Origin of the sequence: Acidimicrobium ferrooxidans DSM 10331 (assembly GCF_000023265.1) — a bacterium.
GTDB classification, from domain to species: domain Bacteria; phylum Actinomycetota; class Acidimicrobiia; order Acidimicrobiales; family Acidimicrobiaceae; genus Acidimicrobium; species Acidimicrobium ferrooxidans.
This window is the reverse complement of record NC_013124.1, coordinates 1,648,550-1,674,592: the sequence shown is the minus strand read 5'-3', so window position 1 is coordinate 1,674,592 and position 26,043 is coordinate 1,648,550. Positions and strand designations below refer to the sequence as shown.

General features: G+C 68.2%; 22 protein-coding genes. 14 read left to right on the top strand and 8 right to left on the bottom strand.

Going from position 1 to position 26,043, the window contains the following annotated elements; genetic code table 11:
- Positions 1 to 25 precede the first annotated feature (25 nt).
- The 7 genes from eno (at position 26) to AFER_RS08210 (ending at position 7,117) form a co-directional block, all read left to right on the top strand.
- Positions 26 to 1,315, top strand: a complete 1,290-nt coding sequence (gene eno, locus AFER_RS08240; protein ID WP_015798990.1) for a phosphopyruvate hydratase — start codon at positions 26 to 28, stop codon at positions 1,313 to 1,315.
- Positions 1,312 to 1,668, top strand: a complete 357-nt coding sequence (locus AFER_RS08235) for an FtsB/FtsL family cell division protein (protein ID WP_015798989.1) — start codon at positions 1,312 to 1,314, stop codon at positions 1,666 to 1,668. The genes eno and AFER_RS08235 overlap by 4 nt, the downstream gene beginning before the upstream one ends.
- Positions 1,669 to 1,743: 75 nt before the next feature.
- Positions 1,744 to 2,508: a TIGR00266 family protein gene (locus AFER_RS08230; protein ID WP_015798988.1), complete on the top strand. Its 765-nt coding sequence runs from the start codon at positions 1,744 to 1,746 to the stop codon at positions 2,506 to 2,508.
- A gap of 36 nt (positions 2,509 to 2,544) precedes the next feature.
- Complete coding sequence (locus AFER_RS08225; RefSeq protein WP_015798987.1) at positions 2,545 to 3,018, top strand: hypothetical protein; 474 nt, start codon at positions 2,545 to 2,547, stop codon at positions 3,016 to 3,018.
- Positions 3,019 to 3,226: 208 nt separating this feature from the next.
- A complete protein-coding gene (locus AFER_RS08220) occupies positions 3,227 to 5,515 on the top strand; it encodes a xanthine dehydrogenase family protein molybdopterin-binding subunit (RefSeq protein ID WP_015798986.1) in 2,289 nt (762 codons plus the stop codon).
- Positions 5,516 to 5,802: 287 nt separating this feature from the next.
- Positions 5,803 to 6,525 carry a glycerophosphodiester phosphodiesterase gene (locus AFER_RS11220; protein ID WP_015798985.1) on the top strand — a complete coding sequence of 241 codons (723 nt, stop codon included), beginning with the start codon at positions 5,803 to 5,805 and terminating at the stop codon, positions 6,523 to 6,525.
- 130 nt (positions 6,526 to 6,655) lie between these two features.
- The gene (locus AFER_RS08210; protein ID WP_015798984.1) at positions 6,656 to 7,117 is read left to right on the top strand and encodes a hypothetical protein; all 462 of its coding nucleotides are present in this window, start codon (positions 6,656 to 6,658) and stop codon (positions 7,115 to 7,117) included.
- Between the two features lie 105 nt (positions 7,118 to 7,222).
- Here the strand turns inward: AFER_RS08210 and AFER_RS08205 are convergent, their stop codons facing one another.
- Genes AFER_RS08205 through AFER_RS08185 form a run of 5 tightly spaced genes read right to left on the bottom strand, consistent with a single transcriptional unit; the run spans position 7,223 to position 14,359 of the window.
- Entirely contained in the window at positions 7,223 to 7,960 is a 738-nt protein-coding gene (locus tag AFER_RS08205; RefSeq protein WP_083769451.1) for an anti-sigma factor, read from the bottom strand.
- Positions 7,957 to 8,517 carry a sigma-70 family RNA polymerase sigma factor gene (locus AFER_RS08200; RefSeq protein ID WP_015798982.1) on the bottom strand — a complete coding sequence of 187 codons (561 nt, stop codon included), beginning with the start codon at positions 8,515 to 8,517 and terminating at the stop codon, positions 7,957 to 7,959. Before AFER_RS08200 ends, AFER_RS08205 begins: the two co-directional genes overlap by 4 nt.
- A 35-nt stretch (positions 8,518 to 8,552) precedes the next feature.
- Positions 8,553 to 9,119, bottom strand: coding sequence for a hypothetical protein (locus AFER_RS08195; protein WP_015798981.1), 567 nt, complete (start codon positions 9,117 to 9,119; stop codon positions 8,553 to 8,555).
- A gap of 9 nt (positions 9,120 to 9,128) precedes the next feature.
- Positions 9,129 to 12,098 (bottom strand): UvrD-helicase domain-containing protein, encoded by a 2,970-nt coding sequence (locus AFER_RS08190; RefSeq protein ID WP_015798980.1) that lies wholly within the window; start codon positions 12,096 to 12,098, stop codon positions 9,129 to 9,131.
- Positions 12,098 to 14,359, bottom strand: coding sequence for a PD-(D/E)XK nuclease family protein (locus AFER_RS08185; RefSeq protein WP_015798979.1), 2,262 nt, complete (start codon positions 14,357 to 14,359; stop codon positions 12,098 to 12,100). Before AFER_RS08185 ends, AFER_RS08190 begins: the two co-directional genes overlap by 1 nt.
- Positions 14,360 to 14,392: 33 nt before the next feature.
- Between AFER_RS08185 and AFER_RS11215 the strand changes: the two genes are divergently transcribed.
- Entirely contained in the window at positions 14,393 to 16,645 is a 2,253-nt protein-coding gene (locus AFER_RS11215) for an ATP-binding cassette domain-containing protein (protein WP_015798978.1), read from the top strand.
- Positions 16,642 to 17,334 carry a response regulator transcription factor gene (locus AFER_RS08175; RefSeq protein ID WP_015798977.1) on the top strand — a complete coding sequence of 231 codons (693 nt, stop codon included), beginning with the start codon at positions 16,642 to 16,644 and terminating at the stop codon, positions 17,332 to 17,334. The genes AFER_RS11215 and AFER_RS08175 overlap by 4 nt, the downstream gene beginning before the upstream one ends.
- A 48-nt stretch (positions 17,335 to 17,382) precedes the next feature.
- Here the strand turns inward: AFER_RS08175 and AFER_RS12405 are convergent, their stop codons facing one another.
- Positions 17,383 to 17,619 (bottom strand): hypothetical protein, encoded by a 237-nt coding sequence (locus AFER_RS12405; protein WP_171788979.1) that lies wholly within the window; start codon positions 17,617 to 17,619, stop codon positions 17,383 to 17,385.
- Here AFER_RS12405 and AFER_RS08170 point away from each other — a divergent pair.
- From AFER_RS08170 to AFER_RS08160, 3 genes are all read left to right on the top strand, one after another.
- The gene (locus AFER_RS08170; protein WP_171788978.1) at positions 17,618 to 18,664 is read left to right on the top strand and encodes a sugar ABC transporter substrate-binding protein; all 1,047 of its coding nucleotides are present in this window, start codon (positions 17,618 to 17,620) and stop codon (positions 18,662 to 18,664) included. The genes AFER_RS12405 and AFER_RS08170 overlap by 2 nt on opposite strands.
- Before the next feature lie 74 nt (positions 18,665 to 18,738).
- Positions 18,739 to 19,524: an ATP-binding cassette domain-containing protein gene (locus AFER_RS08165; RefSeq protein WP_015798975.1), complete on the top strand. Its 786-nt coding sequence runs from the start codon at positions 18,739 to 18,741 to the stop codon at positions 19,522 to 19,524.
- On the top strand, positions 19,524 to 20,858 hold the full coding sequence (locus AFER_RS08160; RefSeq protein WP_015798974.1) for a sugar ABC transporter permease: 1,335 nt from the start codon (positions 19,524 to 19,526) through the stop codon (positions 20,856 to 20,858). Before AFER_RS08165 ends, AFER_RS08160 begins: the two co-directional genes overlap by 1 nt.
- Positions 20,859 to 21,514: 656 nt before the next feature.
- On the opposite strand, the gene AFER_RS08150 is transcribed toward AFER_RS08160, so the two are convergent.
- Both AFER_RS08150 and AFER_RS08145 read right to left on the bottom strand, forming a co-directional pair.
- Positions 21,515 to 22,438 carry an SPFH domain-containing protein gene (locus tag AFER_RS08150; RefSeq protein ID WP_015798973.1) on the bottom strand — a complete coding sequence of 308 codons (924 nt, stop codon included), beginning with the start codon at positions 22,436 to 22,438 and terminating at the stop codon, positions 21,515 to 21,517.
- A gap of 13 nt (positions 22,439 to 22,451) precedes the next feature.
- Entirely contained in the window at positions 22,452 to 22,931 is a 480-nt protein-coding gene (locus tag AFER_RS08145; RefSeq protein ID WP_015798972.1) for an NfeD family protein, read from the bottom strand.
- A gap of 249 nt (positions 22,932 to 23,180) precedes the next feature.
- Between AFER_RS08145 and AFER_RS08140 the strand changes: the two genes are divergently transcribed.
- Both AFER_RS08140 and AFER_RS08135 read left to right on the top strand, forming a co-directional pair.
- Positions 23,181 to 23,654 (top strand): (2Fe-2S)-binding protein, encoded by a 474-nt coding sequence (locus tag AFER_RS08140; RefSeq protein WP_015798971.1) that lies wholly within the window; start codon positions 23,181 to 23,183, stop codon positions 23,652 to 23,654.
- Entirely contained in the window at positions 23,651 to 26,038 is a 2,388-nt protein-coding gene (locus AFER_RS08135) for a xanthine dehydrogenase family protein molybdopterin-binding subunit (protein ID WP_015798970.1), read from the top strand. The genes AFER_RS08140 and AFER_RS08135 overlap by 4 nt, the downstream gene beginning before the upstream one ends.
- Positions 26,039 to 26,043: the final 5 nt, after the last annotated feature.

Here is a 26,043-nt window from a genome sequence, read left to right as displayed (position 1 = left end):
CGGCCCGCAGAGAGGAGGCGGCACCATGGCGGCTGGGACACGGACGCAGATCAGGAGCGTCGAGGGGTTTCTCGCGTTGGATTCGAGGGCCAATCCAACCGTCGGCGCCCGGGTCGTGCTCGAAGGCGGGGCCGTCGGAGAAGCAATCGTGCCGTCTGGTGCGTCGACGGGAACGCACGAGGCGGTGGAACGGCGCGACGGTGGAACCGAGTGGAACGGCAAGGGTGTCAGTGGTGCGATCGCGGCCGTCGGTGGTGAGCTCGCGACAATGGTCGTGGGTATGGACGCGACGGAGCAGCGGCTCATCGACGAAGCCATGATCGTCGCGGACGGTACTGACGACAAGCACCGAATCGGAGCGAACGCGATGCTCGCGGTGTCGCTCGCGACGGCAAGGGCGGCCGCAGGAGCGCTCGACGTGCCGCTGTATCGCTACCTCGGTGGGGTGGGTGCGCACCGGTTGCCGGTGCCCATGCTCAACGTGATCAACGGAGGCGTCCACGCCTCCAACAACCTCGATATCCAGGAGTTTCTCATCATCCCACACGGTGCGGCGACCTTTGGCGAGGCGCTGCGATGGGGCGTGGAGATCTACCATCGACTGCGCAGCGAGCTGCTGGCGAAGGGCCACTCGGTCGCGGTCGGTGACGAGGGTGGGTTCGCCCCAGACCTCGGGAGCCACGAGGAGGCGCTCGAGCTCATGGTCGCTGCGATCGAGGCGTCGGGTCTCGTACCCGGACGTGACTGCTCGCTCGGCCTCGACGCTGCCGCGAGCGAGTTCTGGCGCGAGGGTCGTTACGTGATGGTCGGCCAGGGCCTCGAGCTCGAGGCCGACGGCCTCGTCGAGTACATGGCGCGCCTGGTGGACCAGTTCCCGATCGTCTCGCTCGAGGACGCCATGGCGGAAGAGGACTGGGACGGTTGGTCGATCTTGACCGAGCGGCTCGCTTCGCGGGTCCAACTGGTCGGTGATGACATCTTCGTCACGAACCCTGGGCTGCTCGGCAAGGGGATCGAGCGTGGTGTCGCCAACGCGATCCTCATCAAGCTCAACCAGATCGGCACGCTCACCGAGACCCTCGATGTGGTGGACCTGGCGACGCGAAGTGGGTATCGGAGCGTGATCTCGCACCGCTCCGGCGAGACCGAGGACACGACCATCGCCGACCTCGCGGTTGGCCTCGGTACGGGCCAGATCAAGACCGGTGCGCCCGCTCGCTCAGAACGCGCCGCCAAGTACAACCGTCTGCTCGCGATCGAGCGCGAGCTCGGTCCGGGTGCGCGCTACGTCGACTGGACTCGGGCCCAACGATGACGCCGAAGGGCCGTCGGCGCATACTCGTCGGCACGCTGACTGCAGGTCTCGCCCTGGCCTACGGAGCCTGGGTCCTGCCCACCGGGACCATCCTCGATCTCCACGCGAGCGAACAGGCACTCAGAGCCCAGCTCGCCACGGTTCGAGCCGACAACGCGCGCCTCACCCACGAGATCGCTGTCGTCGGCACGGTCGCCTATCAGGAGCACCTCGCTGAGCAAGAGGACGGGATGGTCCCGCGGGGCACGGTCGCGGTCCAGGTGCTGCCGAGCTCGCCGCTGTATCGACCGGTCGATCCCGCGCCGCCGCACAGGTCGACGTCCGCAACCTCGACGAGCCGTCGCCACGTGTGACCTCGTGGGCCGGTCCCGGGATCTGCGAGGCGGCCTGTGGTACGCTTGGCGACGGCGTGGCGGAAGGAGGCAGGCGTGCAGGCATCCATCAAGGGTTCGACGATGCCGGTGCTCGAGATCGTCCTCGATCCCGGGGACCATCTCGTGAGCGATCGCGGCGAGCTGTCGTGGATGTCGGCCAACGTGCGCATGACCCAGACGACCGGAGCTGCAGGGGGCGGCTTGATGGGCGCGTTGAAGCGCGTCGCTGGCGGGGGGAGTCTGCTGCTCACGCACTTCGAGGCCACGGGCGGACCGGGATTCGTCGCCTTCGGTGCCAAGCTCCCCGGTCACATCGTTCCGCTCGAGATCGCGCAGGGGCAGGCCTACCTCGTGCATCGCGATGGCTGGGTCTGTGGGACGGGCGATGTCGTCGCTTCCATGGCCTTCCAGCAGTCGCTCGGTGGGGCGCTCTTCGGGAAGGAGGGGTTCATCCTCCAGCGGCTCGAAGGACATGGTACGGCATGGATCGAACTCGGGGGCGAGATGGTCAACTATCAGCTCGCCGAGGGCCAACAGCTGCTGGTTCACCCTGGCCACGTTGGCGCGTTCGCTGAGACGGTTCAGTTCCAGGTGACACGGGTACCGGGGATCGTCAATCGCTGGGCGGGTGGTGATGGTCATTGGCTGGTGCAGCTCGTCGGGCCCGGCCAGGTCTGGCTCCAGTCGATGCCGCTGGCGGTGCTCGCCCAGGCGCTCGGGCCCTACCTTGGCGCCTCGGATGCGGTCGCTGGTGGCGTCGCCGGTGGCGTTGCAGGCGGTTCCCTCGGGGGGATCCTCGGCGACATGCTCGGGCGCTAGGGGTGGCGAAGGCACTCGGGGAAGGGAGAGGGCCCGATGGGGTTCAAGGATCGTTTGAGTGGACTTGGTGAAACGGTCGAGCGACTGAAGCAGCAGGCAGCGGTGCTTGCCGATCAAGCGCAGCAGGGTTACGGTTCGGCGACGGCGCGACTCGACCAATATCAGGCGAAGAAGCAAGCCGATGCGCTCTTGCTCGAGCTCGGAGGGCTCGTCTGGGCCGACCACCAGCATCGGGCGACTGCTGCGGACTCGGCACGCGTCGCGGCCATCATGGACGAGCTCGGCGACCTCGAGGCCAAGGGTGTCAGCGTCGTCGTGACGCCGGCAACACCGCCGCCGGGCAGTAGCGGCAGTTGGATCCCAGGCGGGGTCGGGGGGAGCCCGGGCACACCGTCTGCGCAGGCCGGGAGTTCGGCTCCCGAGGCGTCGTCGGCGTCAGATCCCGCGGCGGCTGGCCCGATGCCCGAGGGCACCTACGGCTCCGACGATGATTCCTCGTCGTCGACCTAGTCGGCGTCACCAGCTCGCTCCCCGTCCCGGCGCACGGGCCCGAGAGCTCAGCGCGCCCGAGTTCGGCTAAGGTCGCAGCTGTCCCAAGCGGAGCGCACGTGCGATCGCGGCCCGGTGGGCGCTGGAGCACGACGTCGCACGCCCGAAGGCGCAACGGATGGCTTTTGGCAGGTCCTTGCTCACGTGCGTCGTCAGGAGAGGAGGTCGGGTGAGCATTCTCGGAAACGACGTGCGTCGGGTTGAGGACGAACACCTCCTGCGAGGTCAGGGCTCCTACGTCGCCAACGTGCCCTTGGATGGCTCGCTCGCGGCGTGGTTCGTGACATCGCCGGTCGCCAGTGCGACCATCGCAGGGATCGACGTGTCGGAGGCCATGGCGCTCGATGGTGTCGTCGCGATCGTCACGGCCGATGACCTCGGGGAGCTCGAGATGCCAAGTCCGCTGCGCGGCCGTGGCGACCTCGCGCGACCTCTCCTCGCGCGTGGTCGCGTCCGTTACGTCGGGGAGCCGATCGCTCTCGTGCTCGCAACCTCGCCCCAGGTCGCAGAGGACGCCGCCGAACTGGTCGATCTCGACCTGGTGGAGACCGATCCCGTGATCGATCCAGAGCGAGCACTCGAGGACCTCCAGCTCGTGCACGAGGGGTCGAACCTGGTGTCCGAGGGTGGGGAGCCAGAACCGGAGGACTTCTTCGCCGACGCCGACGTCGTCGTGCGCGCACGGTTGGTGAACCAGCGCTTGGCCCCAGCGCCGATGGAGGCCCGAGCCCTGGCTGCCGTGCCGACGGCCGACGGGCGCCTCGAGATCTTCGCATCGACCCAATCGGCCCACCGACTCAAAGCGGAGATCGTGCGCGTGCTCGGGCTCGCCGATGGCGCGGTGGTGGTGCGTGCGGGCGACGTCGGCGGCGGCTTCGGGGCCAAGGCTGCGGTCTACCCGGAGGATCTCGCGGTGTGCGCTGCGGCGCTTCGACTCGGGCGTCCGATTCGGTGGATCGAGACGCGCAGTGCCTCGATGCTCGGGCTCGCGCACGGCCGGGGACAAGTCCAGCAGGTGGCCATCGGTGCTCGTCGTGACGGCGCCATCGTCGCGCTCTCCGTCGACGTCCTCCAGGACGTGGGGGCCTGGCCCCTCCTCGGTCCGATGCTCCCGCGGCTCACCACCCTCATGGCCCAGGGTACCTACGAGATCCCGCGGGTGCGCGTGGCCTACCGATCCGTCCTCACCAATACCGTGCCGATCTCCGCGTACCGGGGCGCGGGCCGACCGGAGGCGGCGGCAGCCATCGAGCACGCGGTCGACCTGCTCGCCCACGAGCTCGACATCGACCCGGCGGAGCTTCGGCGGCGCAATCTGATCGCCGACGATGCCTTCCCGTACGAGACGCGTACCGGTGCCAGGTACGACTCCGGTCGCTATCGGCTCGCGCTGGAGCGTGCGCTCGAGGCGGTTGGCTACGACACGTTGCGAGCCGAGCAGGCTCGGCGCCTCGAGCGGGGCGCTCGCCGTCTGCTCGGCATCGGGTTGTCGAGTTACGTCGAGATCACGAACGGCTACACATCGTCCGAGTACGCACGCGTGGAGGTGGCCGACGATGGCACGCTCACGGTGTGGTCAGGTACCTCGCCGCACGGGCAAGGTCACCACACGACGTGGGCGATGATCGCCGCCGAGCAGCTCGGTATGCCCCTCGATCGGATCCGGGTGGTGACCGGTGACACCGACGCCGTGCCACGGGGCGTGGGGACCTTTGGTTCTCGTTCGGTCCAGACGGGTGGTGTCGCCGTGCACCTCGCGTCGGTCGAGGTTGCGGCCGCTGCGCGTGAGCTCGCGAGCACGATGCTCGAAGCCGCACCCGAGGATCTCGTGGTCGGCGAGTCCGGTATCGGTGTTGTCGGGGTCCCGAGTTCGGTGGTGTCGTGGGCCACGCTCGCGACCGAGGCACGGGCGCGCGGTATCCAGCTTGCAGCGACGGTGGACTTCGAGCCGCCGGGGCCGACCTTCCCGTTCGGGGCGCATGCGTGCGTGGTCGAGGTGGACCTCGACACCGGTGCCGTCGAGGTCGTCGACTACGTCGCGGTCGACGACGCGGGACGTATCCTCAATCCGTTGCTCGCCGAGGGTCAGGTCCACGGTGGGCTCGCGCAGGGGATCGCCCAAGCGGTGCTCGAGGAGTTCGTCTACGCGCCCGATGGTGCGCCGCTCACCGGCACGCTGGCGAGCTACGAGATGATCTCGGCTCCGGAGCTGCCGAGTTTCCGGGTCGTGCACGAGGAGACGCCGACCCCGGTCAATCCGCTGGGAGCAAAGGGAATCGGTGAGTCGGGAACGATCGGAGCGACGCCGGCGGTGTGGAACGCGGTCCTCGACGCGCTCCGACCGCTCGGCGTGCGCGACATCGCCATGCCGACGACACCGGAGCGTGTGGTGGCCGCGCTGCGTGCGGCTCGGACAGGAGTCGTCGGCGCAGCGTTCACCAACCAGACGCCTGATTGATGCTGCGCCTTCGCCGGCTGTTCACGTCGCATCCGTAGGGTGCTGGTCATGGACGTTCGCGACCAGGATGGTCGGTCTCGACGGGGTCCGCGCTCAGCGAGGGTTCGGCGTGACGCGACGACCCCTTGGGGGCTGCGGGCGGAGCGTCCGGGCGAGGTGACGGCCTTCCCCCACCGGCACCTCGTCCGGACGCTCCGGGTCGCAGGGGCGCAAGGGTGCTGGAGCCTGCGGCGTGGTCGTCGTCATCTGCGACGCCTCGTTCGCAGGTTCCGAGGTGTGCGGGTCCCATGGGCGTAGCGCAGCACGCAGCCGCGGTCGCGCTGTGGTCGCACCGTGGCCGTCTCGACGGCTCGGCGCTCACGGAGAACACGGTGGGCGCTGTCGAGGCAGCGCTCAGGGGAGGTGCGGACGGCATCGAGATCGACGTCTGGCCGACGACGGACGGTGCCTTCGTCCTCCATCACGATCCTGACGTCGACGGCGTCACGATCCAGCGCGCCCCCAGCACGTCGCTTCGTCGACTCCCGACCCTCGAGGACGTGCTCGAGGTCGTGGGGTCGTCGATGCTCGACATCGAGTTGAAGCTGCTGCCAGAGACGGGCGTGCGTGCGGCCGTCGAGGCCTCGGTGCGGCTGGTGGAGTTGGTTCGCGAACGCGACGCCCTGATCTCGTCGTTCGACGAGCGCGCGGTGCGAGCGTGTCTCGCCTCTGGGGCGCGGGCGGGACTCATCGTCGAGGAGGCACCGGCGGAGTCGACGCTGCGCGATCTCGAGGAGCTCGGTCTCCGGTGGCTCCTCGTCGGGGTCGACCTGCTGCGTGAGGGTTGGCGGCCGCCCGCCGTGGCGAGCTGGGACGTCGGCGTCTGGACGGTGAACGACGAGGAGGCGTTCTCGCGTGCCCTGTCGGTCCACCCGACGGCAATCATCACCGACGTGCCCATCGCGGCGCGCGGGTGGCTCGGCGCTGTGGGGCACCCGAGCGGGACCTCGAGCCCACGCCGCAGCCCATGACGCAGAGCCACGCGGCAGCTGTCGGCGTCGAGTCGTCGGTGTCGAGGGACCACGGCGGGGCAGCAACCCTCACAGTTCCCTGACAGACCTGGCGGGCTCGGGTGGCTTCGGGTGCCGTAGGCTCCCTGGTATGAAGAAGCAATATCTCGTGCTCGGGGCTGCCGCCGCGATCTCCGTGGGAGCCCTTGCAGCCGGGATGGTCGAGCTGCGTGGGGGCGGCGCCGCTGTGAGCTCGGCGCTCACGCCGGTCGTGACGCAGACCACCGCCGCGACGTCCCACCTGGGCCATCATGGACACCATCGCTGGTTCCGTGGTTTCTCCGGATCCTTCGAGGTCGATCGGCCCTCGGGCGTCGTGACCTGGTCGTGGGTGCGCGGGACCCTGCAGTCGCTCACGACCTCGTCCGTGACCGTCGTCGAACCGGACGGAGTCACGTTCACGGCTGCTCTCGGGTCGAACGTTCGATTCCGAGGACTCAGCGAGTCGGCGGCGCAAGCTGCCCGCGGTGTTCGAGTGCTCGTGGTGGAGCGAGACGGTTCCGTCGTGGCGATGCGGTTCCCGGGCGAACGGTCGCGGAGTACGCTCGCCTAGCTCCCTGGGACGTACCATGGTGGGACGGGCGCGCTGTTGAGCGCGCAGGCCCTGACTTGGCCGCCTGGGAGTGCCGTCGCGCTCGGTGCGCGCCGTGCACGAGAGTTAGGTAAGGCGCGCCTCCGCGAGAGGAGCGCTCGTCGGCGTAGGGCTGCCGCTCGCCGGTTCTGCGGTGATCGCGACCGCGTGCAGGCCACGCGTCGGCGCGTGCAGGACCGTGACCGTCGGATTTGCGCCGAGGAGCCCGATGGAGATCACGCCTTGGGTCGTGATGGCCCACACCTGGTAGGTCTTCGAACGACTGAGTGCCGGTAGCCGTACGGCGGTGAGGACCGCGGTCCCCGACGGAGTGAGCGCGAGCGTGGCGGTCGGGATGTCGTGCGAGTCTGTGAGATCGATCACGGTGGTGCCGGGGGTCGCGGCGATGGTGGAGGCCGCCGTGCCGAGGCTGGCTGCGTGCTGGTTCAATGTGTGGACCTCGTGTGCCAGGGCCACGACGCCCCCGATGCCCGCGCCGGCAACGGCGAGTGCGAGGCCCGCGACGACGGTGGCGATGCGACCGCGTCGGTGCCCCGCCCTCGGGCGTCGAGGTGCGTGGACGGTTGGTTGGCGAGGTTCGGCTGGCGATTGGCCGAGATGTCCGGCGATGGAGTCCCACAGATCCGGGGCGGGCTCGGTCGTGGTGGTCGCGAGCAGGCCAGCTGCAGCCCTGAGTTCGTCGGCTTCGAGCGCACACTGCGTGCAGACCGCGAGGTGCGCCTCCAGGGCCTTGGCCTCGTCGGGGTCGAGAGCGTCGAGCGCCCAGGCGCCAAGCAGTGATGCGGCTTCCTCGTGCTCCATCATGCCTCCGGAGTTCTCGTCGAGACCATCTGCCGATGCAGCTTCGTCAGCGCTCCTCGAATTCTGGACTTCACCGTTCCTTCGGGTTCTTCGAGGCGCGCTGCGACCTCGCGGTAGGTGAGGCCGTCGAAGTAGGCGAGTTCGATGGCGCGACGTTCTTGCTCGGAGAGAGAGGCCAGTGCGTCGGCAACGATGACGCGATCCATCACCACCTCGATCTCGGCGGTCGTCGGCGGCCTCGTGAGTTGATGGTCGCGGTCCTCGCGTCGCCTGAGGGCTGCGTCGTGGCGGACGGCGTCGACGGCCCGTCGGTGTGCAAGGGTTGCGAGCCAGGTGCGCAGGGATCCTCGTGCCGGATCGAAGCGTTCCGGTTCGCGCCACAGGGTCAGGAAGACCTCTTGAGTGATCTCCTCGGCGATCATCGCGTCGCGCGTGACGCGTCGAGCGATGCCCCAGACCGTCGACGCGTAGCGTCGGTACGCCTCCTGCAGCGCTGCTTCGTGCCATCGACCGATGCCAACGGCGAGCGATGCGTCGCTCGCGTCCGTCCAACCCTCCATGCCTGTCCTTCGCTGCAGTCGACCTCGGCGGATGGCTAGCGGTCGTCGGCTTGCCAGCGCGTGTAGTGCTCGAGCAAGTAGAGGCTGACCTCTCGCGATCGGTCGAAGAGCTCGCAGAGCGACTCCTTGCCGCTGACGACTCGCGACAGTGAGATGGCCCAGCGTGCCGTGATGACGATCCGTCGTTCTGGAGCGTCGGTCGGGGAGGAGACGACGTCGGTTGCCGCGATCTCGAGCGGGAGCGCCGGACCGGTCACGCCTGCGAGCTCGACGGCCAGCCGCAAGATGTCGGTGTCGACCGGAAGCGGCGGCAGCGACCAGGTGAAGGTCAGCGGGAAATGGAAGTCGTCGGGCGGTTCGGCGTCATCGGGCAAGGTGGCCATGGTGTCCTCGAACGCGAGCAACACGCGCGGGTCGACGTCGAGCGCGAGATGGAGGTCGACGGGCTGTCCGCACCCCTCCTCTGGATGGAGATCGACCTCCCACCACTGCCTGAGGGAGTAGGTCTCGACGAAGTGGCGCTCATCGTGGACGTGGAATCCATGGTCGAGCGCGTGGTCCTTCAGGTCGGTGACGAAACCGGCCACATCGATCGCTGCCACGTCACCAGCCTAGGCTTCGTCGACGACCGCGGTGTGGACAACCGAGTCGAACGTGACTCGCGATCCCGGGCAACGGTGTCGAAAGCGACAGCGCCGACAGGGAGGGGCCGCCGCGACCGGGACGTCCTCTGGGGCGACCGCTTCGATCGCCGTCGCGACGCCTTCGTCCAGCGCGAGCAGCACGGCGCTCCGTCGCTCAAGGGCGTGTGCGCTGAGTGCCGCCGCCAGACGAGCTTCTGGTTCGGCTGCGCGCACACTCCGTACGGGCACGATCACGGCGGCGTCGGTCACGGCGAGCGCGACCGCGGTCACCGTCCACGTCCCGAGGTGCACGTCGCGAACGACGGGGGCCAGTGGGACCGTCGGGTCCACCCCGCACAGTGCCGCGCTCTCTGCGGGCACCCGCACCAGCCCGTCGGTCGGATGGCGTAGGGCGTCGGCCCCCTCGGGGCCACACCAGTGTGCGAGCCATGGGCAGGTGAGGGTAGCGGCCAGACCAGCGATCGACCGTGGCGGGGCGGTCGGCGGTGGCACGGGTGCGGGCTCGTCGGCCTCGCTGGCCCCGCTATCGGGGGGCGGCGACGACGGCATGGGCACTGCATCGGCGCCGTCGGCTGCGCCGTCGCGATCTGGTTCGTCGGCGAGCACATCGATGGTCGTCCACTCGTTCGTCCCGACCGCGTGCAGGCTCTCGCGCAGCGCGGAGTCCGCGTCGCCGTCGAGAACGACGAGGACCGTGTCCCGGGCCCGTGTCAGCGCGACGTAGGTGAGGCGACGTTGTTCCTGCTCGCGCTCGTGGGCGAGGTGAGCGCCGATCTCGAGCGCGCGTGAGGACGGGTTCTGTTCGTCCCGGTCGCGCCAGGCGACGCCGAGGGTCGGGTGGAGCACCAACCCCTCGGGCAGCGCCGGGTGTGGGTCGGCTTCGAGACCGACGGCGACGACCATGGGCCACTCGAGACCCTTGGCACCGTGCACCGTGGTGAGCGTGATGGCGTCCGCACCAGCGACGGGTGGTCGGGGGAGTGAGACTCCCGTAGTCCGCAAGCGTTCGAGCAGCGCGACCACCTCCCCGAGCGAGCGACCCGTCGCCAGGCGCGCGATGAGGCCGACCATGGCGTGCAGATCGGCGAGGGTTCGCTCAGGGTCCGGGCCCTCGGCGAGCGCGTCGTCGATCTCGAGCAGCTCGCACGCTGCGACGATCGCGCAGGAGGCACTCGCGCCGCGCGTGTTGTCCCGCAGGGTCCGAAGACGTCGTGAGCGTGGATCGTCGAGTGCTTCGAGGAACGTCGACCACGGCCGGGTCAGGTCGCGTTCGTGGGCGTACGCAACCAGCTCGTCGTCTCGAAACCCTATGACGTCTGCTCGAGCGACGGCGATCGCGGCGGCGTCGTCGCTCGGGTCGGCGAGCCAGCGCAGGATGGATGACACGAGGAGCCCGACGTTCGTGTCGAGAAGGCTGCCGCCACCGCTCGCGATGGCGGCGACGCCGACCGAGCCGAGCTCACGCCGGTAGTCGTCGAGGTCGGCCCAGCGACGTGCGACGACGGCGATGTCGCGAGCACGGAGCGTGCCATCGGTGATGTCGCGCTTGATGCGAGCCGCGACGGCGCGAGCTGCTCCTCGGCGTCGTTCGACGGCCCTGCCCCCGACGACTTGGACCACGGCGATGGACCCATCGCTCGACGGCGCGCTTCGCGTCGGCCTGAGGCGCTCGGAGGCCCCGAGGGCTCGCTGGGCATAATCATTGGCGAGGTCGATGATGCGTGGCAGAGAGCGAAAGGACTGTTCGAGCTCGATCACGGCCGACCGCTCGGCGAAGCTTGTCGCGAGTTCGGGCCGCGCGCCTCGGAAGGCGTAGATGGCTTGCTTCGGATCACCGACCACGGCGGCGCGTCCTTGGACCACGCTGGTGAGGAGCTCCACCAGTCGGAGCTGGTTCTCGGAGACGTCCTGGAACTCGTCGACGATCAGAGCGTGCCAGCGATCCGAGAGTTCGGCGCGAGCGGTCGAATCTTCGAGGACGGCGAGGGCCGCGCGCTCGATGGCACTGAAGCTGGCCTCACCGACCCGCCGGCGACGCTCGTCGCCCGCGCGGATCACCGATGCGGCGATCGTGGCGAGCTGAGGTTGACGTACGGTGACCAGTTCATCGGCTCTGGTCCAGCCGAGCGCCTGCCAGCGGCGAGCCGGATCGTCGAGTGCTTCACGCAGCTCCTGGATGACGGATCGCACCTGGTCGATGCCGGCGCCGCGAGATCGGAGCCCGATCGACCGCGCGTCTGCGACCAGGCCCGAGGCGTCGGTGTGGGGCGAGTCGAGCCATGCATCGATGGCGTTCGCGAGGAGCTGGGCCTGGGTGAGGAAGCGACGCTGGGCGTCGGTTGCGGCGTTCGACGCAGCAAGTGCAGTGCCGAGACGCAGCGCAACGTCACGCCAGAATGCGCGCGCTCGCCGGACGTGATCATCGCGTGCCGGCTCCATGGGGACGGACAGGGCGGCGAGGGTGCGCTCTGGTTGTCGCTGGGCCTCGTCGGCGAGTGCCTGAACCAGTGTCAGCGAGCTTGGGAGCGTCGTGGTGCCGAGTGCAGCAGCGAGGAGCGCGCCGGCCTCGATGGAAGCCGTCGCTGCGCCGATCTCGGGGTCGGCGACCTCGACGTCGGTGCCGAGGTCGTGCGCCCACGGGTAGGCGCGGACGAGGTGATGGTTGAGGCCGTCGAAGGTGGTGATGAGTGCGGCGTCGACCGAGGCACCGAGCGAGGCATCGTTGCCGAGCAGTGCTGCGCGCACGCGAGCGCGAAGCTCGGCTGCGGCCGCACGGGTAAAGGTGACCGCGACGATGGCCGAGGGCTCGACCCCATCGGCGACGAGGCGCAGATAGCGCTCCACCATGGTCAGTGTCTTGCCGGTCCCGGCACCGGCGATGACGGCAAGCGGTCCCTGATGGCGAGCGGCGCGATCCTGCGCTTGGGTGAGTTCCACTAGCGGCCCTCGCCTTGCCACGCGACACCGCAGGTTGCGCGGCGTCTGCACAGACGGCACGGTGCGCCGCGGCCGCCAGGGTCGAGGTCGAGCTGGCCGCGATCGAGTCGCTCGATGAGCGTGCAGATCTCGTCGTCGATGACGGCGAGATCAGGCAGGGAGGGGGCGATGACGTGCGCGTCGCGCGCGCGAAGGAGCACCCATGCCGCCGTCACGCTCGTCGGGGGCTGCCGGTCAGGGAGGCGAGGGCTCGACCCCTTGGCTGCGAGCAGCGCGTAGGCACACAGCTGTACCGGTCGATCGGAGGAGGCGATCGGCCAGGACTCGGGCCTCGAGGCACGGAGCTTGTAGTCGAGGACACGCCACGTGGAGCCCTGCCGTTCCAGTCGGTCGAAGCGCGCCCGGAGTCGAGTTCCGCAGAGCTCGAGTTCGAACGGGATTTCGCGGTGGACCTCCCCGATGGGGCGGAGGTCCTCGCTTGCGAGGACTCGCGCAAGGTGACTGGCGAGGTCTCGGAGTCGATGCACGCCGAGGGGGTCTCGAGTGAGTTCCGTGCGCACCCGCGGTGACGGGTGCGAACGGACGAGGTCGGTGAGTGCGGCGAACAACGCCTCCGCATCGAGGACGAGGTCGTCCTGCTCGAGCAGGGCGTGGGCAAGGGTCCCCATGGTCGCCGACGAGGCCTGTCGCCCTTCGGGCTCTGGTTCGCTCACGCGGAGCAGGGTCGAGAGCGCGAAGCGTGCGCCGCACGAAGCAGCTTCTTCGAGCTGCGTGACGCTGAGCGAGCGAGGGAGATGGTGCGCACCGATGTCCCAGGTCCAGGGGCTCGGAGTCGCGCGACGGCGGAGCGCCGAGATGACGCCAGCTCGGCGTGCCCATGGTCCCGGCGGGCGTGTCTGTCGGTGACGGTCGGCGATCTCGATGCCGAGGTCATCGAGCAGTGGTGACGGTCGGGTGAGCTGAGCCTCGACCGTGTGTGCCATCGTGACCGTCACCCATCGCGCGCCCACGAGCGTCATGGCTCCGCGGTACCATGCGGCCACGGCAGCGGCCTCAGGGCCGAGCGAGAGCTCGAGGCGCACCGCCCGATCCAGTGGCAGCACCGGATCATCGCTGATGGGCACCGGGAAGCGTTCGGCGTCGGCGCCCACGATGAATCGGTGGCCCTCGAAGCCGTCCTGCGGCGTCGCGGTGACGCGAACGGCGGCATCGGGCTGACGGTCGCGCTCCAGGCCTATCCGACCGAGGTCGGCCATCACCGCCAGTGCGGAACTCGTCGGATCCGTGGCGCGCGTTGCCCGCGCTGCTCCGAAGAGCAGCGCCGCCGCGGCCTCTTCTGCGCCCTCCGGTGGCAGATCCTCCGCATTGAGCGTCCAGCGGGCCTCGTCGAGCCAGGTCTCGAGGTCGCCGAGGTTCGCCGGCGGGGGCCCGATCCGACGTAGGCGGCGCTCCCTCCGAGGCTCACCGGGCAGGCTCCCCAGGGTGCCGAGGATGAGGCCATCGCGAGCGAGTCGCCACAGTGCTGTGTCGCGAAGGAGGACCGGTCGTTCGTCGACGACCGCCTGACCTCGCCGGCCGAGGGCAGCGATGACCAGGTCGGCAAGTGGATCACCTGGTGCGGCGACCACCTCGGTGCGACGACCGGCCATGGAGGTGTTCTCGATGGCCGTTGCGAGCCAGCGGGCCTCGTCCAGCTGCGTCGGCAGCCGGTGGGCATCGATCTCGAGCGGCAGTGGCGCAGGTCGGAGGTCGATCGACGCCCCAGCGTGGCGCGAACGACGCTCCAGCTCTGCGACGACTCGATCGCCGATGGGCGATGCAACGACGTCGACCGCGAGGCGAGCCTTTGGCGCGAACTCGACGACGAGTGCCAGTGTGAGCAGTGTCGGCAGCGTGAGCCCGACGCCAAGGCTCGTGTCGTCTGGCACCGTGGTCTCGATCGAGGCCGGCGCCGACCTGGCGACGAGGTCGTGCATGACTCGCTCCCTGCGGGCAAGGCCTCGGTCGCCAAGGGCATCGTCGACGGCGTCCAGCAGCGTCGCGATCCCTCGGCCGCGCGCGCCGAGTTCCCGGAGGGCTGGGCGACCGATGAGCGCCCCATCGAGGCGCGCTGCGGTCGCAAGGATCCCCGTAGCGCTCACGGCGACGCCGTGGGCGCGGGCTGCGCCCGTGGCGAGGGCGAGCGCCACGGGTACGGGGGCGATCCGGTTGGCGTGCGGGCTCAGTGCTTCGGCGACGAGGTGATCGATCGTGGGCGGCACGGCACCAGCCTACGAAGTCTCTCGGACGCGCTGATGACACCTAAACTCGAGCCGGTGGTGGCGGCCGCGTTGGACGGTGATGCTCGAGCATTGGACCTGCGTGGTCTGCGCGTGGGTTACGGCTCCGTCGTGGTGCTCGACGACGTCTCGCTCGTGATCCACCCTGGGGAGCTCGTCGGCCTCGTCGGCGACAACGGGGCAGGCAAGACCACGCTCGTCAAGGCCATCGCTGGGGAGCTGGCGATCCAGGCAGGGTCGATTCAGCCTCGTGATCGTGACGTCGCCGTGGTCTGGCAAGACGTCGAGCTCGTCGAGAGCCTGAGCATCGCCGAAAACCTCGTTCTCGGTCGCGAAGGTCGTCGCCTGGTGTCGCCTCGTCGGACGCACGCAGCCGCCCACGAGGTCCTTGCGAGAGTCGGCCTCGCCATCGACGATCTCTCGCGACCCCTGCGAACGCTCTCCGGTGGACAGCGGCGGCTCGTCGCCATTGCGCGCCAGGTCGCGAGGGAGCCGGACTATCTCCTTCTCGACGAGCCGACGGCCTCGCTCGGTGCGCTCGAGGCCGCGGCCGTGATGGCGCTCGTTGCGCGCATTCGGGAGCGTGGTGTCGGAGTCTTGCTGGTGTCGCATGATCTCGGCCTCGTCGCGAGTGCGTCGGATCGTGTCGTCGTGCTGCACCATGGCAAGGTCGTCGCGACGGTCGACGGCGGCACGGTGGGGCCGGAAGAACTCGGGGAGCTCATCGTCGCCGGGTCCTCCCAGGAGAGTTCACGACGTCAGCTGGCTCGCTTTGCGAGCCTCGTCGAGCAGGTGGCCGCCATCGACGAGGGTACCGGCGTCACGGCGATCACGGCAGCGTGTTCCGTCGCCCTCGGCGCTGTACCGGTCGCGGCGCTCCTCGGCGAGTCGATGGGGGCCCTCCGTGTCGTGAGCGCTCACGGCCTCGATCCGCTCGCGCAGACGCGACTCGAGCAGGCGATCGTCGACGCTGATGGCCCGATCGCCGAGGCGCTGACCGTCGGAGCAGCTCGCGACGGAGAGCTCGAGCTCGACGGAGAACGTCGCTCGCTCTGGGCCGTTCCGATGCTCGGACCGCGCGGAGCGATCGGGGTACTGGCCGTCATCGTCGGGCGTCCGCTCGAGCACGATCGCACTCGGGCACAGCTCGCCTCGCTCTATGCCGCGACCATCGCCACGACGGTGGAGCGCGAACGCGTGCTCCACGCCCTTGAGCAGCGCAACCACGTGCTCGAGGTGCTTCAACGCTTCCTCGAGGTGCTGGCGGGGGGTGCGCGTGTCGAACCGGCGCTGGACGCGGCGCTGTCCGTGCTGAAGGATGGTCTCGGGGCGGTCGAACTCGAACTCGTCGAGGGCGCGGCGTTGATCGAGGCGCGGCTGGACCGAGTGCCGGGGACCCTTGCGCGCGTGATCGAACTCGACGGCGCCGAGTCGACTGCGCTCCTCGCCACGCTTGGGGACGACGCCCCGCCCGATGAGGCTGCAGAGCTCCTATCTGCGGCTGCGAGTTCCGTCCGGCTCGCCCTGGAGCGCCGGCGCGTGGAGCAGGCCGAACGCGAGGCGGCGGCCTTGCGGCGATCGCAGGCACTGCAAGTTGCCTTCGTGCAGCGGCTCAGTCACGAGTTGCGCACGCCCCTGACGGCGATCACGGGGTACGCTTCCAGCCTGCTTGCCGAAGACGTGCGTTGGGACACGGAGTCCGAGCGCCGATTCTTGCAACGCATCGTCGCCGAGTCACAGCGTCTGGCCCGTCTCGTCGGTGATCTCCTCGACCTCTCCGCGATCGAGTCGGGCACCCTCAGGGTGCGGCGAGACTGGGCGGAGGTTGCCTACATCGTCGAGGCGGCCGTTGCCTGCGTACCGGAGGTGGTGGTGGACGTCGACCTCGACGACGTCCCGCCCGTCTTCGTCGACCACGACCGTATCGAGCAGGTGCTCGTGAACCTGCTTCACAACGCCGCGTCTCACAATCCGCCTGGAACGCACGTGCGTGTGACGGCACGACGCGACGACGATGGCGGGGTGGTCATCGCGGTCGAGGATGACGGGGCGCCGCTCCCGGCCGGGGTGAGCGTCGAGGAGCTCGCGCAGCGTCATCGCGAAGGCACTGGCAATGGCCTCGGCCTCGCGATCTCATCGAGCATCGTTGCCGCCCACGGCGGCGTCCTGCGGCTCGTGCCGCGAGACGTCGGCAAGCGATTCGAGGTCCAGCTCCCAGAGGCCGATGAGGCAGCGGCTGACGCCGTCCTCGGGATGGAGCGCTCATGACGTCGGTCCTGGTGGTCGAGGACGATCCGAACATCGTGGACCTGATCCGTGCGAATCTTCTCGTGCGCGGCTATCAGGTCGCGGCCGCTTCCGACCGGTCGGAAGCGTTGGCTGCGCTCGAAGCACGGCGGCCGGAGATCATCCTGCTCGACCTCATGATCCCCGGCGTCGAGAGCTTCGAGCTGTGCTACGAGATTCGCGAGCGCACCTCCGCGGGACTCATCGTGGTGTCAGCACGGCGTGGCGAGCAGGACAAGGTGACGGCACTGAACGCGGGCGCTGACGATTACCTCACCAAACCCTTCGGCATCGAAGAGCTGATGGCGAGGATCACGGCGACGCTCCGGCGAACGCGACCCGCGGCGAGCCAGTCCGACAAGGGCACGATCGTCTTACGCCCGGGTCTCGTGGTCGATCTCGAACGTCAGCTCGTCGAGCGAGATGGTGTGCCAGTGCACCTGACGCCAACCGAGTTTGCGTTGCTCGCCGAACTCATCCGTGGCGACGGTCGGCTGCTGTCGCACGCGGCGTTGTTGCGTGCGGTGTGGGGTCGCGGTTACGAGACCGAGACTGAGTACCTTCGCGTCTACATCCGGCGCCTCAGGGCCAAGCTCGAGGCGCCCGGGGACGCACCGTTGATCCTCACGCAACCGCGTGCTGGCTATCGGCTGGTGCGGGACGCGGCGTAAGGCCGTTTACAGATTTTTCACGTCCCGACCCAAGTGTTTACCCCTCGTTTACACACGCCTGCGTACCATCGCAGAGGCGCGGGGAACCGTCCCCGCCACGACAAGGGGGTTGTCTGTGCGAATGTCGTCGTTCTCGCGAGCGTCGCTCGTGGTCGCTGGGGCCGCGATGGCGATCGCGGCCTGTGGCTCGACCAGTTCGAGCTCGAGCGGTGGATCCTCGGGTTCCACGAGTGCGTCCACGCCGGTGGTGACAGCGGCCTCGTTCAACCGGAACTTCACCGCCATGAGCAGCCTGAGCTCGCTGGCGGCCAAGGGCAAGGGTCTCGTGGCTGCCATCTTGCCCGATACGGTGTCCTCGGCTCGCTACACCGAGTTCGATGCGCCGTTCCTCACGAAGGCCTTCCAGTTGGCTGGCCTGAAGTCCAACCAGTACATCGTCGAGAACGCCCAGGGCTCCGACGCGACCGAGCTGTCGATGGCCCAGAGCGCGATCAGCCGTGGGGCGAGCGTCATCATCTTCGATCCGCTCGACTCGGGCGTCGGTGTCGAGATCGAGAAGTACGCCGCTCAGCACGGTGTTCGCGTCATCAACTATGACCGTCTCACGCTGGGCTCCTCGCCGAGCGATTATTACGTCAGCTTCAACAACGTCCGCGTCGGACAGCTGATTGGCCAGGGATTCGTCGCCTGCGTCGCCGCGTGGCACGTGACGCATCCGAACGTGCTGGTCATGCGTGGCGCACCGACCGACAACAACGCCACCCTCTTTGCCGAGGGGTACGATTCGGTGATCGATCCGTACTTCAAGTCGGGCAAGTGGACCTTGGTCGGGACGCCTCCAGGGACGTGGACGCCGTCGGTAGCGTTGACGGAGTTCCAGCAGATGTACACGGCGCATCCCAACATCAACGCCGTGGTGACGCCGAACGATGAGAATGCTGCGCCGATCATCTCGTACCTGCAGTCGCTCCACATCGCGCCGAAGACGATCCCATTCACCGGACAGGACGCGACGCTCCAAGGATTGCAGAACATCCTGGCTGGTTACCAGTGCGGGACCGTGTACAAGCCCATCTATCAGGAGGCCCAGGCGGCCGTCTCCCTCGCGCTCTACCTGCGCGCTGGTAAGACGCCTCCGGCAGCTCTCTTGAACGGCACCACCCATGATCCGGTCTCGGGCAACAACATCCCGTCGGTGTTGCTGACGCCCGAGTGGGTCACCACCAAGAACATGGCGTCGACCGTGATCGCTGACAACTTCGTGCCGGCGTCGCAGCTGTGCTCGGGCACCTATGCCTCGGCGTGCGCGGCCGCGGGCATCAAGGCCTAGCGTCTCTCACGAGCGGGGTGCGCGGACAGTCGTCTGCGCACCCCGCCTTCGTCACGAGCCTGATGGGAGGTCCAATGACCCAGGCAGTGTCCGGCGCTCTCCTCGAGCTGCGGGGCGTCGAGAAGAACTTCGGTGCGGTGAAGGCGCTCGAACACGTCGACTTGACCGTCGTCCCCGGCAAGGTCACCGCGCTCGTCGGCGACAACGGGGCAGGCAAGAGCACCCTCATCAAGGTGATCTCTGGTATCCATCGGATCGACGGTGGAGAGATCCTGATCGATGGCCAGCGGGTCGACATTCATGATCCACGGGACGCGGAGCGTTTGGGCATCACCACCGTGTACCAGGATCTCGCCCTCTGCGACAATCTGGACATCGTTCAGAACATGTTCCTCGGGCGCGAGCCGCGTCGTCGTGGGATCTTGGACGAGGCGACGATGGAGCAGAAGGTGCGCTCGACCCTCGCGGGTCTGTCGGTCGTGACGGTTCGTTCGATTCGCCAGCCGGTGGGCTCGCTGTCGGGAGGTCAGCGCCAAGCGGTCGCGGTGGCGCGCGCCGTGCTGTGGAACTCGCGCGTGGTGCTCTTCGACGAGCCGACCGCGGCTCTCGGCGTGAGCCAGACGCGGGTCGTGCTGGGCATCATTCGTGACCTCGCCGCGAGCGGCATGTCGGTCATCCTGATCTCCCACAACCTGCAAGACGTCTTCTCAACGGCCGATCGGATTGCCATTTTGCATCTCGGGCGGATGGTCGCCCAGGGAGATCGAGCCGAGTTCGAGCCTGGTCGCGTCGTCGAACTGATGACGGGTCAATCGCTGGAGTCGGGTGCCCCGCGTGGTGCGAAGGAGGCCTCAGTCTGATGGTGGAACGAGAGCAACTCCCCGTTGATGTCGAGGAGGCCCCTTCGTCGAATGGACATGCGCCGGCGGCGGCACCGGCGAGCGCACCTGCCCAGGGTGCCGAGATCGTGCTCACGGACACCCGAAGCTGGATCTCCAGCTGGTGGCGGCGCGTGCGTTCGGGTGAGAGCGGCATGTTGCCGGTGTTGGCCGGCCTCGTCGTCATCGTGATCATCTTCCAGGCGGAGAACTCCTTGTTTCTCTCCGCCGGCAATCTCGTCAACTTGCTGGTGCAAGGCGCGACGTTCGTCCTGCTCGGCATGGCTGAAGTGTTCGTCTTGCTGCTCGGCGAGATCGATCTGTCGGTTGGGTACGTGGCCGGTGTTGGGGCCTCCGTCATGGCGATCCTGGCTTCGCCGATCATCGCCAAGGAGCCGTGGTGGGTCGCGCTACTCGCTGGCCTTGCGGTCTCCACCCTCATCGGCGTGGTGCAGGGAATCCTCATCACGAAGCTCAACTTGCCGTCCTTCGTCGTCACCCTGGCTGGTCTGCTGGGGTGGGAAGGGGTCATGCTCTACATGATCGACCACGCGGCGCCCGCGGCCGGCGGTGTGATCTCGATCTCGTCGAACATCCTCAACGATATTGTCAACGGCAATCTCTCGGTGGTCGCAGGGTGGGTCATCGCAGCGGTGGTGGTCGCGCTCTGGGGTGCGTGGATGTTCTTCGGTGCCGAGCGGATGCGGCGGGCTGGGCTCTCGGCGCCTCCGCGGGGTGTCATTGCGCTGCGTATTGCGCTCGGTGCCGTGGCTGCGGTCGTGTTGCTGATCGTGGCGAACACCAACCGCGGGGTGACCGTCACGCTCGAGGGCGTACCGTTCGTCGTCCCCATTCTCGTGGGGGTGCTTGGTCTCTACACATTCGTCCTGAATCGGACCCGGTTCGGCCGTTACATCTACGCCATCGGTGGCAACGCCGAGGCCGCTCGTCGCGCCGGCATCAATCTCTCGCGGGTTCGGATCGCGGCCTTCGCGCTCTCGGGCTTGACTGCGGGTATCGCGGGGGTCGTCTACGCCTCGCGCCTCGGATCGATCTCGGAGAACATCGACGGCGGCACGCTCGTGCTCTATGGGGTCGCGGCAGCAGTGATCGGCGGCACGAGCCTGTTCGGCGGGCGCGGCAAGATGGTGCACGCCGTGCTTGGTGGCATCATCATCGCGGCCATCTACAACGGCCTCGGATTGTTGGGCGTCAGTGCGGCAGCCGAGTACATCGTGACGGCGCTGGTCTTGCTTGCGGCCGTGACCGTCGATTCGCTGACACGACGTCGGCAGGGAGCCGAAGCACGGCGCTGACGTTGCCTGGCGCGGCCTCACATGCGCGCGCCCCTGCCAGGGTTGGCCTGGCAGGGGCGTTTGGTGTCGATACGAGAGAGCTCGGTTGGGGCGGGTGAGGACCGCCGAGCCGGTGTCGACGATCGCGGAACGACGTGTCTCGGGTCGTGTGCTTCGATGGCGCGCCCTCCGCACCGAGTGGCGTCTGCGACGCCGGGACATGAGGTAGTGCCTTGGACGGCGCGTGACGAAGTCCACCGTCATAGTGGGTACGGCCTCGCTCGCGCCAGGATTGCCGGCGGGGTCGTGCCTTCGGCCGGTTGGCGGGACGCGGTGGGCTGGTCCTACCTTGGGCCTTAGTCGACAAATGCGTGAGAGCGCCGTTCAGCTTCCCGTCTTCACACGGGAGCTGAGCGGCGCCACATGGTCGCAAGTGGTCGCGGTACCGATCGCTGCCGGGCACGAGCGCCCAGTGCGTCATGGCGCCACGATCACAAGCGCACATCGTGGTACCGGCCAGGCTCAGCACCGGGGTGTCCTGGCCAGCATCGAGGCGCCAACGAGCCGCCAGCTGAGGTCAGGGAGCGTGACGACCTCGGCAGCGAGCGCGTTCAGCCGTCGTTCGAAGGGATGCACCGACGGAGGGCCCGTCTGTGTCTACGAGTGGCGCTCCGCCGTCAATGACCTGTGACGCCGTTCGTGGAGGGTTCGGTTGGACTGGCGCTGAGGGCACCCGCGAGCTGTCCGAGGAACCCGGTCAACTCAGCTGGAATGACGTACGTGGTGGCTCCCGAGCGCGCAAGCTCGCGTAGTGCGTCCAGGTACTGGAGCATGATGGTGCGCGAGTCGGCGTTGCGTGCTTCAGGCATGATGGCACTGAGCGCATCGGCGAGGCCTTGGGCACGGAGTTTGGCCGCTTGGCGTTCTGCCTCGGCCGCCAAGATCGCCGCCTGCTTCTGACCTTCTGCCGCCAAGATCGCCGCCTGCTTCTCGCCCTCTGCGACCGTCACGGCGGCTTGGCGCTGACCCTCGGACTCGGTCACGAGCGCTCGACGGCTTCGTTCTGCCGACATCTGGCGCGTCATCGCCTCTTGGACGGCTGGCGGTGGGTTGATCTCTCGTACCTCGACGTTCGAGACCTTGACGCCCCAGCGCTCGGTGACCTCGTCGAGCTTGACTCGCAGCGTGGCGTTCATGTCCTCGCGACGCGAGAGCACGTCATCGAGCGACATGTCACCGACGATGCTGCGAAGCGTCGTCGCGGCGACGTTCAGCGCAGCGCCCGAGAAATCGCGCACGGCGACGACGCTCGTGACCGGGTCGATCACCTTGTAGAACATGATGAAGTCGATCGAGATGGGGGCGTTGTCCTTTGTGATCGCCGTCTGATGCGGGATCTCCAGGTATTGCTCGCGCAGGTCGACGAGGCTCAGACGGTCGATCACGGGGTTGATCAGGGTGAGTCCTGGACCCTTGGCGCCGATTGCGCGACCAAGCCTGAACACGACGACGCGCTGATACTCCCTGACGATGCGCACACCTCGTGCGATGAGGATGAGCGCCGCAAGGACGATGATGCCGAGAACGATGAGCGGGGCCATGGGATCCCTCCTTCTAGGCGGAGTGCCGTTGGCGATCTTCCGGCCTGGCAGCCGGAACAACCCAGACGCGCAGCCCGTCGACTCGCGTGATGAAGACGTGTGTACCCGCCGGGACGGACTCGCCCGTCTCGGTGGTCGCGGTCCAGGACTCGCCATGGACGTGAATGGCGCCGATGGGACTCAGATCGCGTTCGACGACGGCTTCCTCACCAAGTAGGCGTGCAAGCGGTGACGGTGCGGCGATCGCAGCGCGAGTGTTGAGGCCTCGAACCCCTCGTAGGCCAATGCCGGCGAGCGCAAGGCCGACGACGACGACACCAGCACCGAGGGCCCAGGCGCCGACCGTGCTGATCGCTGCCTGCGCGGACCAGGCGATGACGAGACCGAGGACGAGCCCGATCACACCGGAGACGACGGAGCCATGCGGACCAAAGTGGATCGCCACGGCGATGAGGGCGGCCGCTGCGACGAACGCGATCATGACGAAGAGCATGGTGCCTCCTCGGCTTCCAGTGTAGCCCTACGGCACATTGACAACTCGGCGGCAAGAGCAAGGGGTCACTCGCGGTCCGCCACGGCGAAGCGAGACCTCGGGGACCGAAGTCGGCGTTCTGACGGTCATGAGCCGGGGCTCGCGGAGGAGAGATCCGTGACGAGCTGGGTGGCGTGTGGTAAGGTCCGCTCGGTGCCCCCGTCGGGGCCCGACTCCGACGATCTGATCGAAGGCCAAGGGAGGCCCCGCATGCTGATCGAGATGACCGTGAACGGCCAAAGGCGACACGCTGACGTCGAGCCTCGAACCCTGCTCGTTTCGTTCCTGCGCGATGCGCTGGGCCTGACTGGGACCAATATCGGCTGCGACACCTCGTCGTGCGGTGCGTGCACGGTCTTGGTGAACGGCGAGTCGGTGAAGAGTTGTACCGTCCTTGCCGCGCAGGTTGCCGGTGAGGAGGTGACCACGATTGAGGGTCTTGCCGGGCCCGACGGAGCGCTTCATCCGGTTCAGGCAGCCTTCATGGAGCATCACGCACTTCAGTGCGGCTACTGCACGCCCGGGATGGTGATGGCGTCGCTGTCGCTGATCCGTGAGAACCCGGTGCTCGACGAGGCAACGGTGCGACTCGGGCTCGAGGGCAACCTGTGTCGGTGCACGGGTTACCACAACATCGTTCGCGCGGTTCTCGCCGCGCACGAGCGCATGGGGGTCCAGGCATGACCACGACGATGGAGCCGCAGGCAACGGGCGGGGTGATCGGGCAGCGGGTTCTTCGCAAGGAGGATCCCCGCCTCCTGACCGGCCAGGCGCGGTTCACCGATGACCTCGTCGTTCCGGGTGCGCTCTGGGCGGTGCTCGTGCGCTCGCCGATTGCCCATGGTCGGATCACGTCGGTGTCGACCACGGAAGCGGCCGCGATGCCTGGCGTGCGTGCGGTCCTGACCGGGGCAGACCTGGCATCCGAGTGGGCCGCGCCCATGCCGTGTGCATGGCCGGTCACGCCGGACATGGTCAATCCTGCCCACTATCCCCTGGCGATCGACGCCGTGCACTACCAGGGCGAACCGGTCGCGGTGGTCGTCGCCGAGACACGCCAACAGGCCGTCGATGCGGCAGCGGCCGTCGAGCTCGACTTCGCCGAGCTCGATCCGGTCCTCGATCTTGAGGCGGCCGCAGCGGGCGGACCACGAGCGCACGAGGACCTCGCGTCGAACGTGAGCTTCGTCTGGTCGTTGAAGCCGGACGAGGAGGCGGTCGAGCGCGCGTTTCGCGAGGCGGCGGTCACCGTGAGCGAGCGCTACGTGCAGCAGCGGCTCATTCCGTCAGCCATGGAGCCGCGAGGCGTGGTCGTCGTGCCGTCGCCGGTCGACGGCTCGTTCACGGTGTACTCCGCGACGCAGATCCCCCACATCCTCAAGCTGATGTTGGCGCTCACGATGGGCGTGCCGGAGCACCACGTCCGAGTGGTTGCCCCCGCCGTCGGTGGGGGTTTCGGCTCGAAGCTCGACGTCTACTCCGAAGAGCTGGTGTGTTTCGTCCTCGCTCGACGTCTCGGCGTGCCGGTGAGGTGGACCGAGGAGCGCGGCGAGAACACGGTAGCGACGATTCAGGGTCGTGGACAGGTTCAGTACATCGAGCTGGCAGCGACGGCCGAGGGACGGGTGACGGCGATACGGGTGCGTCTCCTCGCCGACATGGGGGCCTACCTCCAGCTCGTCACCCCGGGGGTTCCCCTGCTCGGTGCCTTCCTCTATCACGGGGTCTACGACGTTCCTGCCTACTCATTCGAGTGCACCGGACTGTTCACGAACAAGACGCCGACGGATGCCTACCGTGGGGCGGGCCGGCCGGAGGCGACCTATGCCATCGAGCGTGCCATGGACGCGCTCGCGCGCGAACTCGACCTCGACCCGGCCGAGCTGCGTCGACGGAACTTCATCAAGGCCGAGCAGTTCCCCTACAGCTCGGCACCTGGCCTCGTGTTCGACTCGGGTAACTACCACGACAACCTCGCCAAGGCGCTGGCACTGGCTCGCTACGACGAGCTGCGTCTCGAGCAGACGCGACGGCGTGCCGCTGGCGAGCGACGGCTCCTCGGGATCGGCGTGTCGTGCTACGTGGAGATGTGCGGCCTTGCGCCGTCGCGGGTGTTGGCGTCGTTGAGCTACGGCGCGGGCGGCTGGGAGGCTGCCACTGTGCGCATTCTCCCGACCGGCAAGGTGCAGGTGGTCACCGGCACGGCGCCGCACGGACAGGGTCACGAAACCAGTTGGTCCCAGATCGTCGCGGATCGACTCGGCATCGACGTCGCCGACGTCGATGTCTTGCACTCCGACACGGCGATCGCGCCACTCGGCATGGACACCTACGGGAGCCGGTCGCTCTCGGTCGGCGGTACCGCGGTCTACCTCGCCACGGAACGCGTGCTCGAGAAGGCCAAGCGCATTGCGGCTCACCAGCTCGAGGCAGCCGAGGAAGATCTCGAATTTGCCCAGGGGACCTTCCGTGTCAAGGGTTCGCCCACCAAGGAGCTTCCTCTCGGCGCCATCGCGTTCGAGGCCTTCACCGCCCACAACCTGCCGGACGGCACGGAGCCGAACCTCGAGGCCCAGGTCACGTGGGATCCGCCGAACTTTACGTTTCCGTTCGGCACCCACATCGCCGTGGTCGAGGTCGACGAAGAGACAGGTCGGGTCGATCTCGTCTCCTACATCGCGGTCGACGACTGCGGGAACCAGGTGAACCCAATGATCGTCGAGGGCCAGCTGCACGGGGGCATCGTGCAAGGTGTCGCGCAGGCACTCTGGGAGGAGGCGGTGTACGACGAGGCTGGCACGCTCGTGACCGCGTCGCTGGCCGACTACCTGGTGCCGTCAGCCGCCGAGGTACCGAGCTTCACCATGGGATCGACCGTGACGCCGTCGCCGACCAATCCGCTCGGCGTCAAGGGTGTGGGCGAAGCCGGAACGATCGGGTCCGCACCTGCGGTGATCAATGCCGTGGTCGATGCCTTGGCTCCGCTCGGCGTGCGCGATGTGCCCATGCCGGCCACCCCCGAACGAGTCTGGCGCCTGATCGCCGATGCAACGGCCCATCGGGCCTGACAGGG

What these genes read in the sequence shown, in the direction of transcription:
- AFER_RS08210 (WP_015798984.1), top strand. Translation starts at nt 6,656, where the DNA reads ATGAAGAAGCAATATCTCGTGCTCGGGGCTGCCGCCGCGATCTCCGTG.
- AFER_RS11215 (WP_015798978.1), top strand. Translation starts at nt 14,393, where the DNA reads ATGACACCTAAACTCGAGCCGGTGGTGGCGGCCGCGTTGGACGGTGAT.
- AFER_RS08170 (WP_171788978.1), top strand. Translation starts at nt 17,618, where the DNA reads ATGAGCAGCCTGAGCTCGCTGGCGGCCAAGGGCAAGGGTCTCGTGGCT.
- AFER_RS08200 (WP_015798982.1), bottom strand. Translation starts at nt 8,517, where the DNA reads ATGGAGGGTTGGACGGACGCGAGCGACGCATCGCTCGCCGTTGGCATC.
- AFER_RS08145 (WP_015798972.1), bottom strand. Translation starts at nt 22,931, where the DNA reads ATGCTCTTCGTCATGATCGCGTTCGTCGCAGCGGCCGCCCTCATCGCC.
- AFER_RS08175 (WP_015798977.1), top strand. Translation starts at nt 16,642, where the DNA reads ATGACGTCGGTCCTGGTGGTCGAGGACGATCCGAACATCGTGGACCTG.
- AFER_RS08135 (WP_015798970.1), top strand. Translation starts at nt 23,651, where the DNA reads ATGACCACGACGATGGAGCCGCAGGCAACGGGCGGGGTGATCGGGCAG.
- AFER_RS08160 (WP_015798974.1), top strand. Translation starts at nt 19,524, where the DNA reads ATGGTGGAACGAGAGCAACTCCCCGTTGATGTCGAGGAGGCCCCTTCG.
- AFER_RS08150 (WP_015798973.1), bottom strand. Translation starts at nt 22,438, where the DNA reads ATGGCCCCGCTCATCGTTCTCGGCATCATCGTCCTTGCGGCGCTCATC.
- AFER_RS08225 (WP_015798987.1), top strand. Translation starts at nt 2,545, where the DNA reads ATGGGGTTCAAGGATCGTTTGAGTGGACTTGGTGAAACGGTCGAGCGA.
- AFER_RS08140 (WP_015798971.1), top strand. Translation starts at nt 23,181, where the DNA reads ATGCTGATCGAGATGACCGTGAACGGCCAAAGGCGACACGCTGACGTC.
- AFER_RS08205 (WP_083769451.1), bottom strand. Translation starts at nt 7,960, where the DNA reads ATGATGGAGCACGAGGAAGCCGCATCACTGCTTGGCGCCTGGGCGCTC.
- AFER_RS12405 (WP_171788979.1), bottom strand. Translation starts at nt 17,619, where the DNA reads ATGGCGGTGAAGTTCCGGTTGAACGAGGCCGCTGTCACCACCGGCGTG.
- AFER_RS08235 (WP_015798989.1), top strand. Translation starts at nt 1,312, where the DNA reads ATGACGCCGAAGGGCCGTCGGCGCATACTCGTCGGCACGCTGACTGCA.
- AFER_RS11220 (WP_015798985.1), top strand. Translation starts at nt 5,803, where the DNA reads ATGGGCGTAGCGCAGCACGCAGCCGCGGTCGCGCTGTGGTCGCACCGT.
- eno (WP_015798990.1), top strand. Translation starts at nt 26, where the DNA reads ATGGCGGCTGGGACACGGACGCAGATCAGGAGCGTCGAGGGGTTTCTC.
- AFER_RS08165 (WP_015798975.1), top strand. Translation starts at nt 18,739, where the DNA reads ATGACCCAGGCAGTGTCCGGCGCTCTCCTCGAGCTGCGGGGCGTCGAG.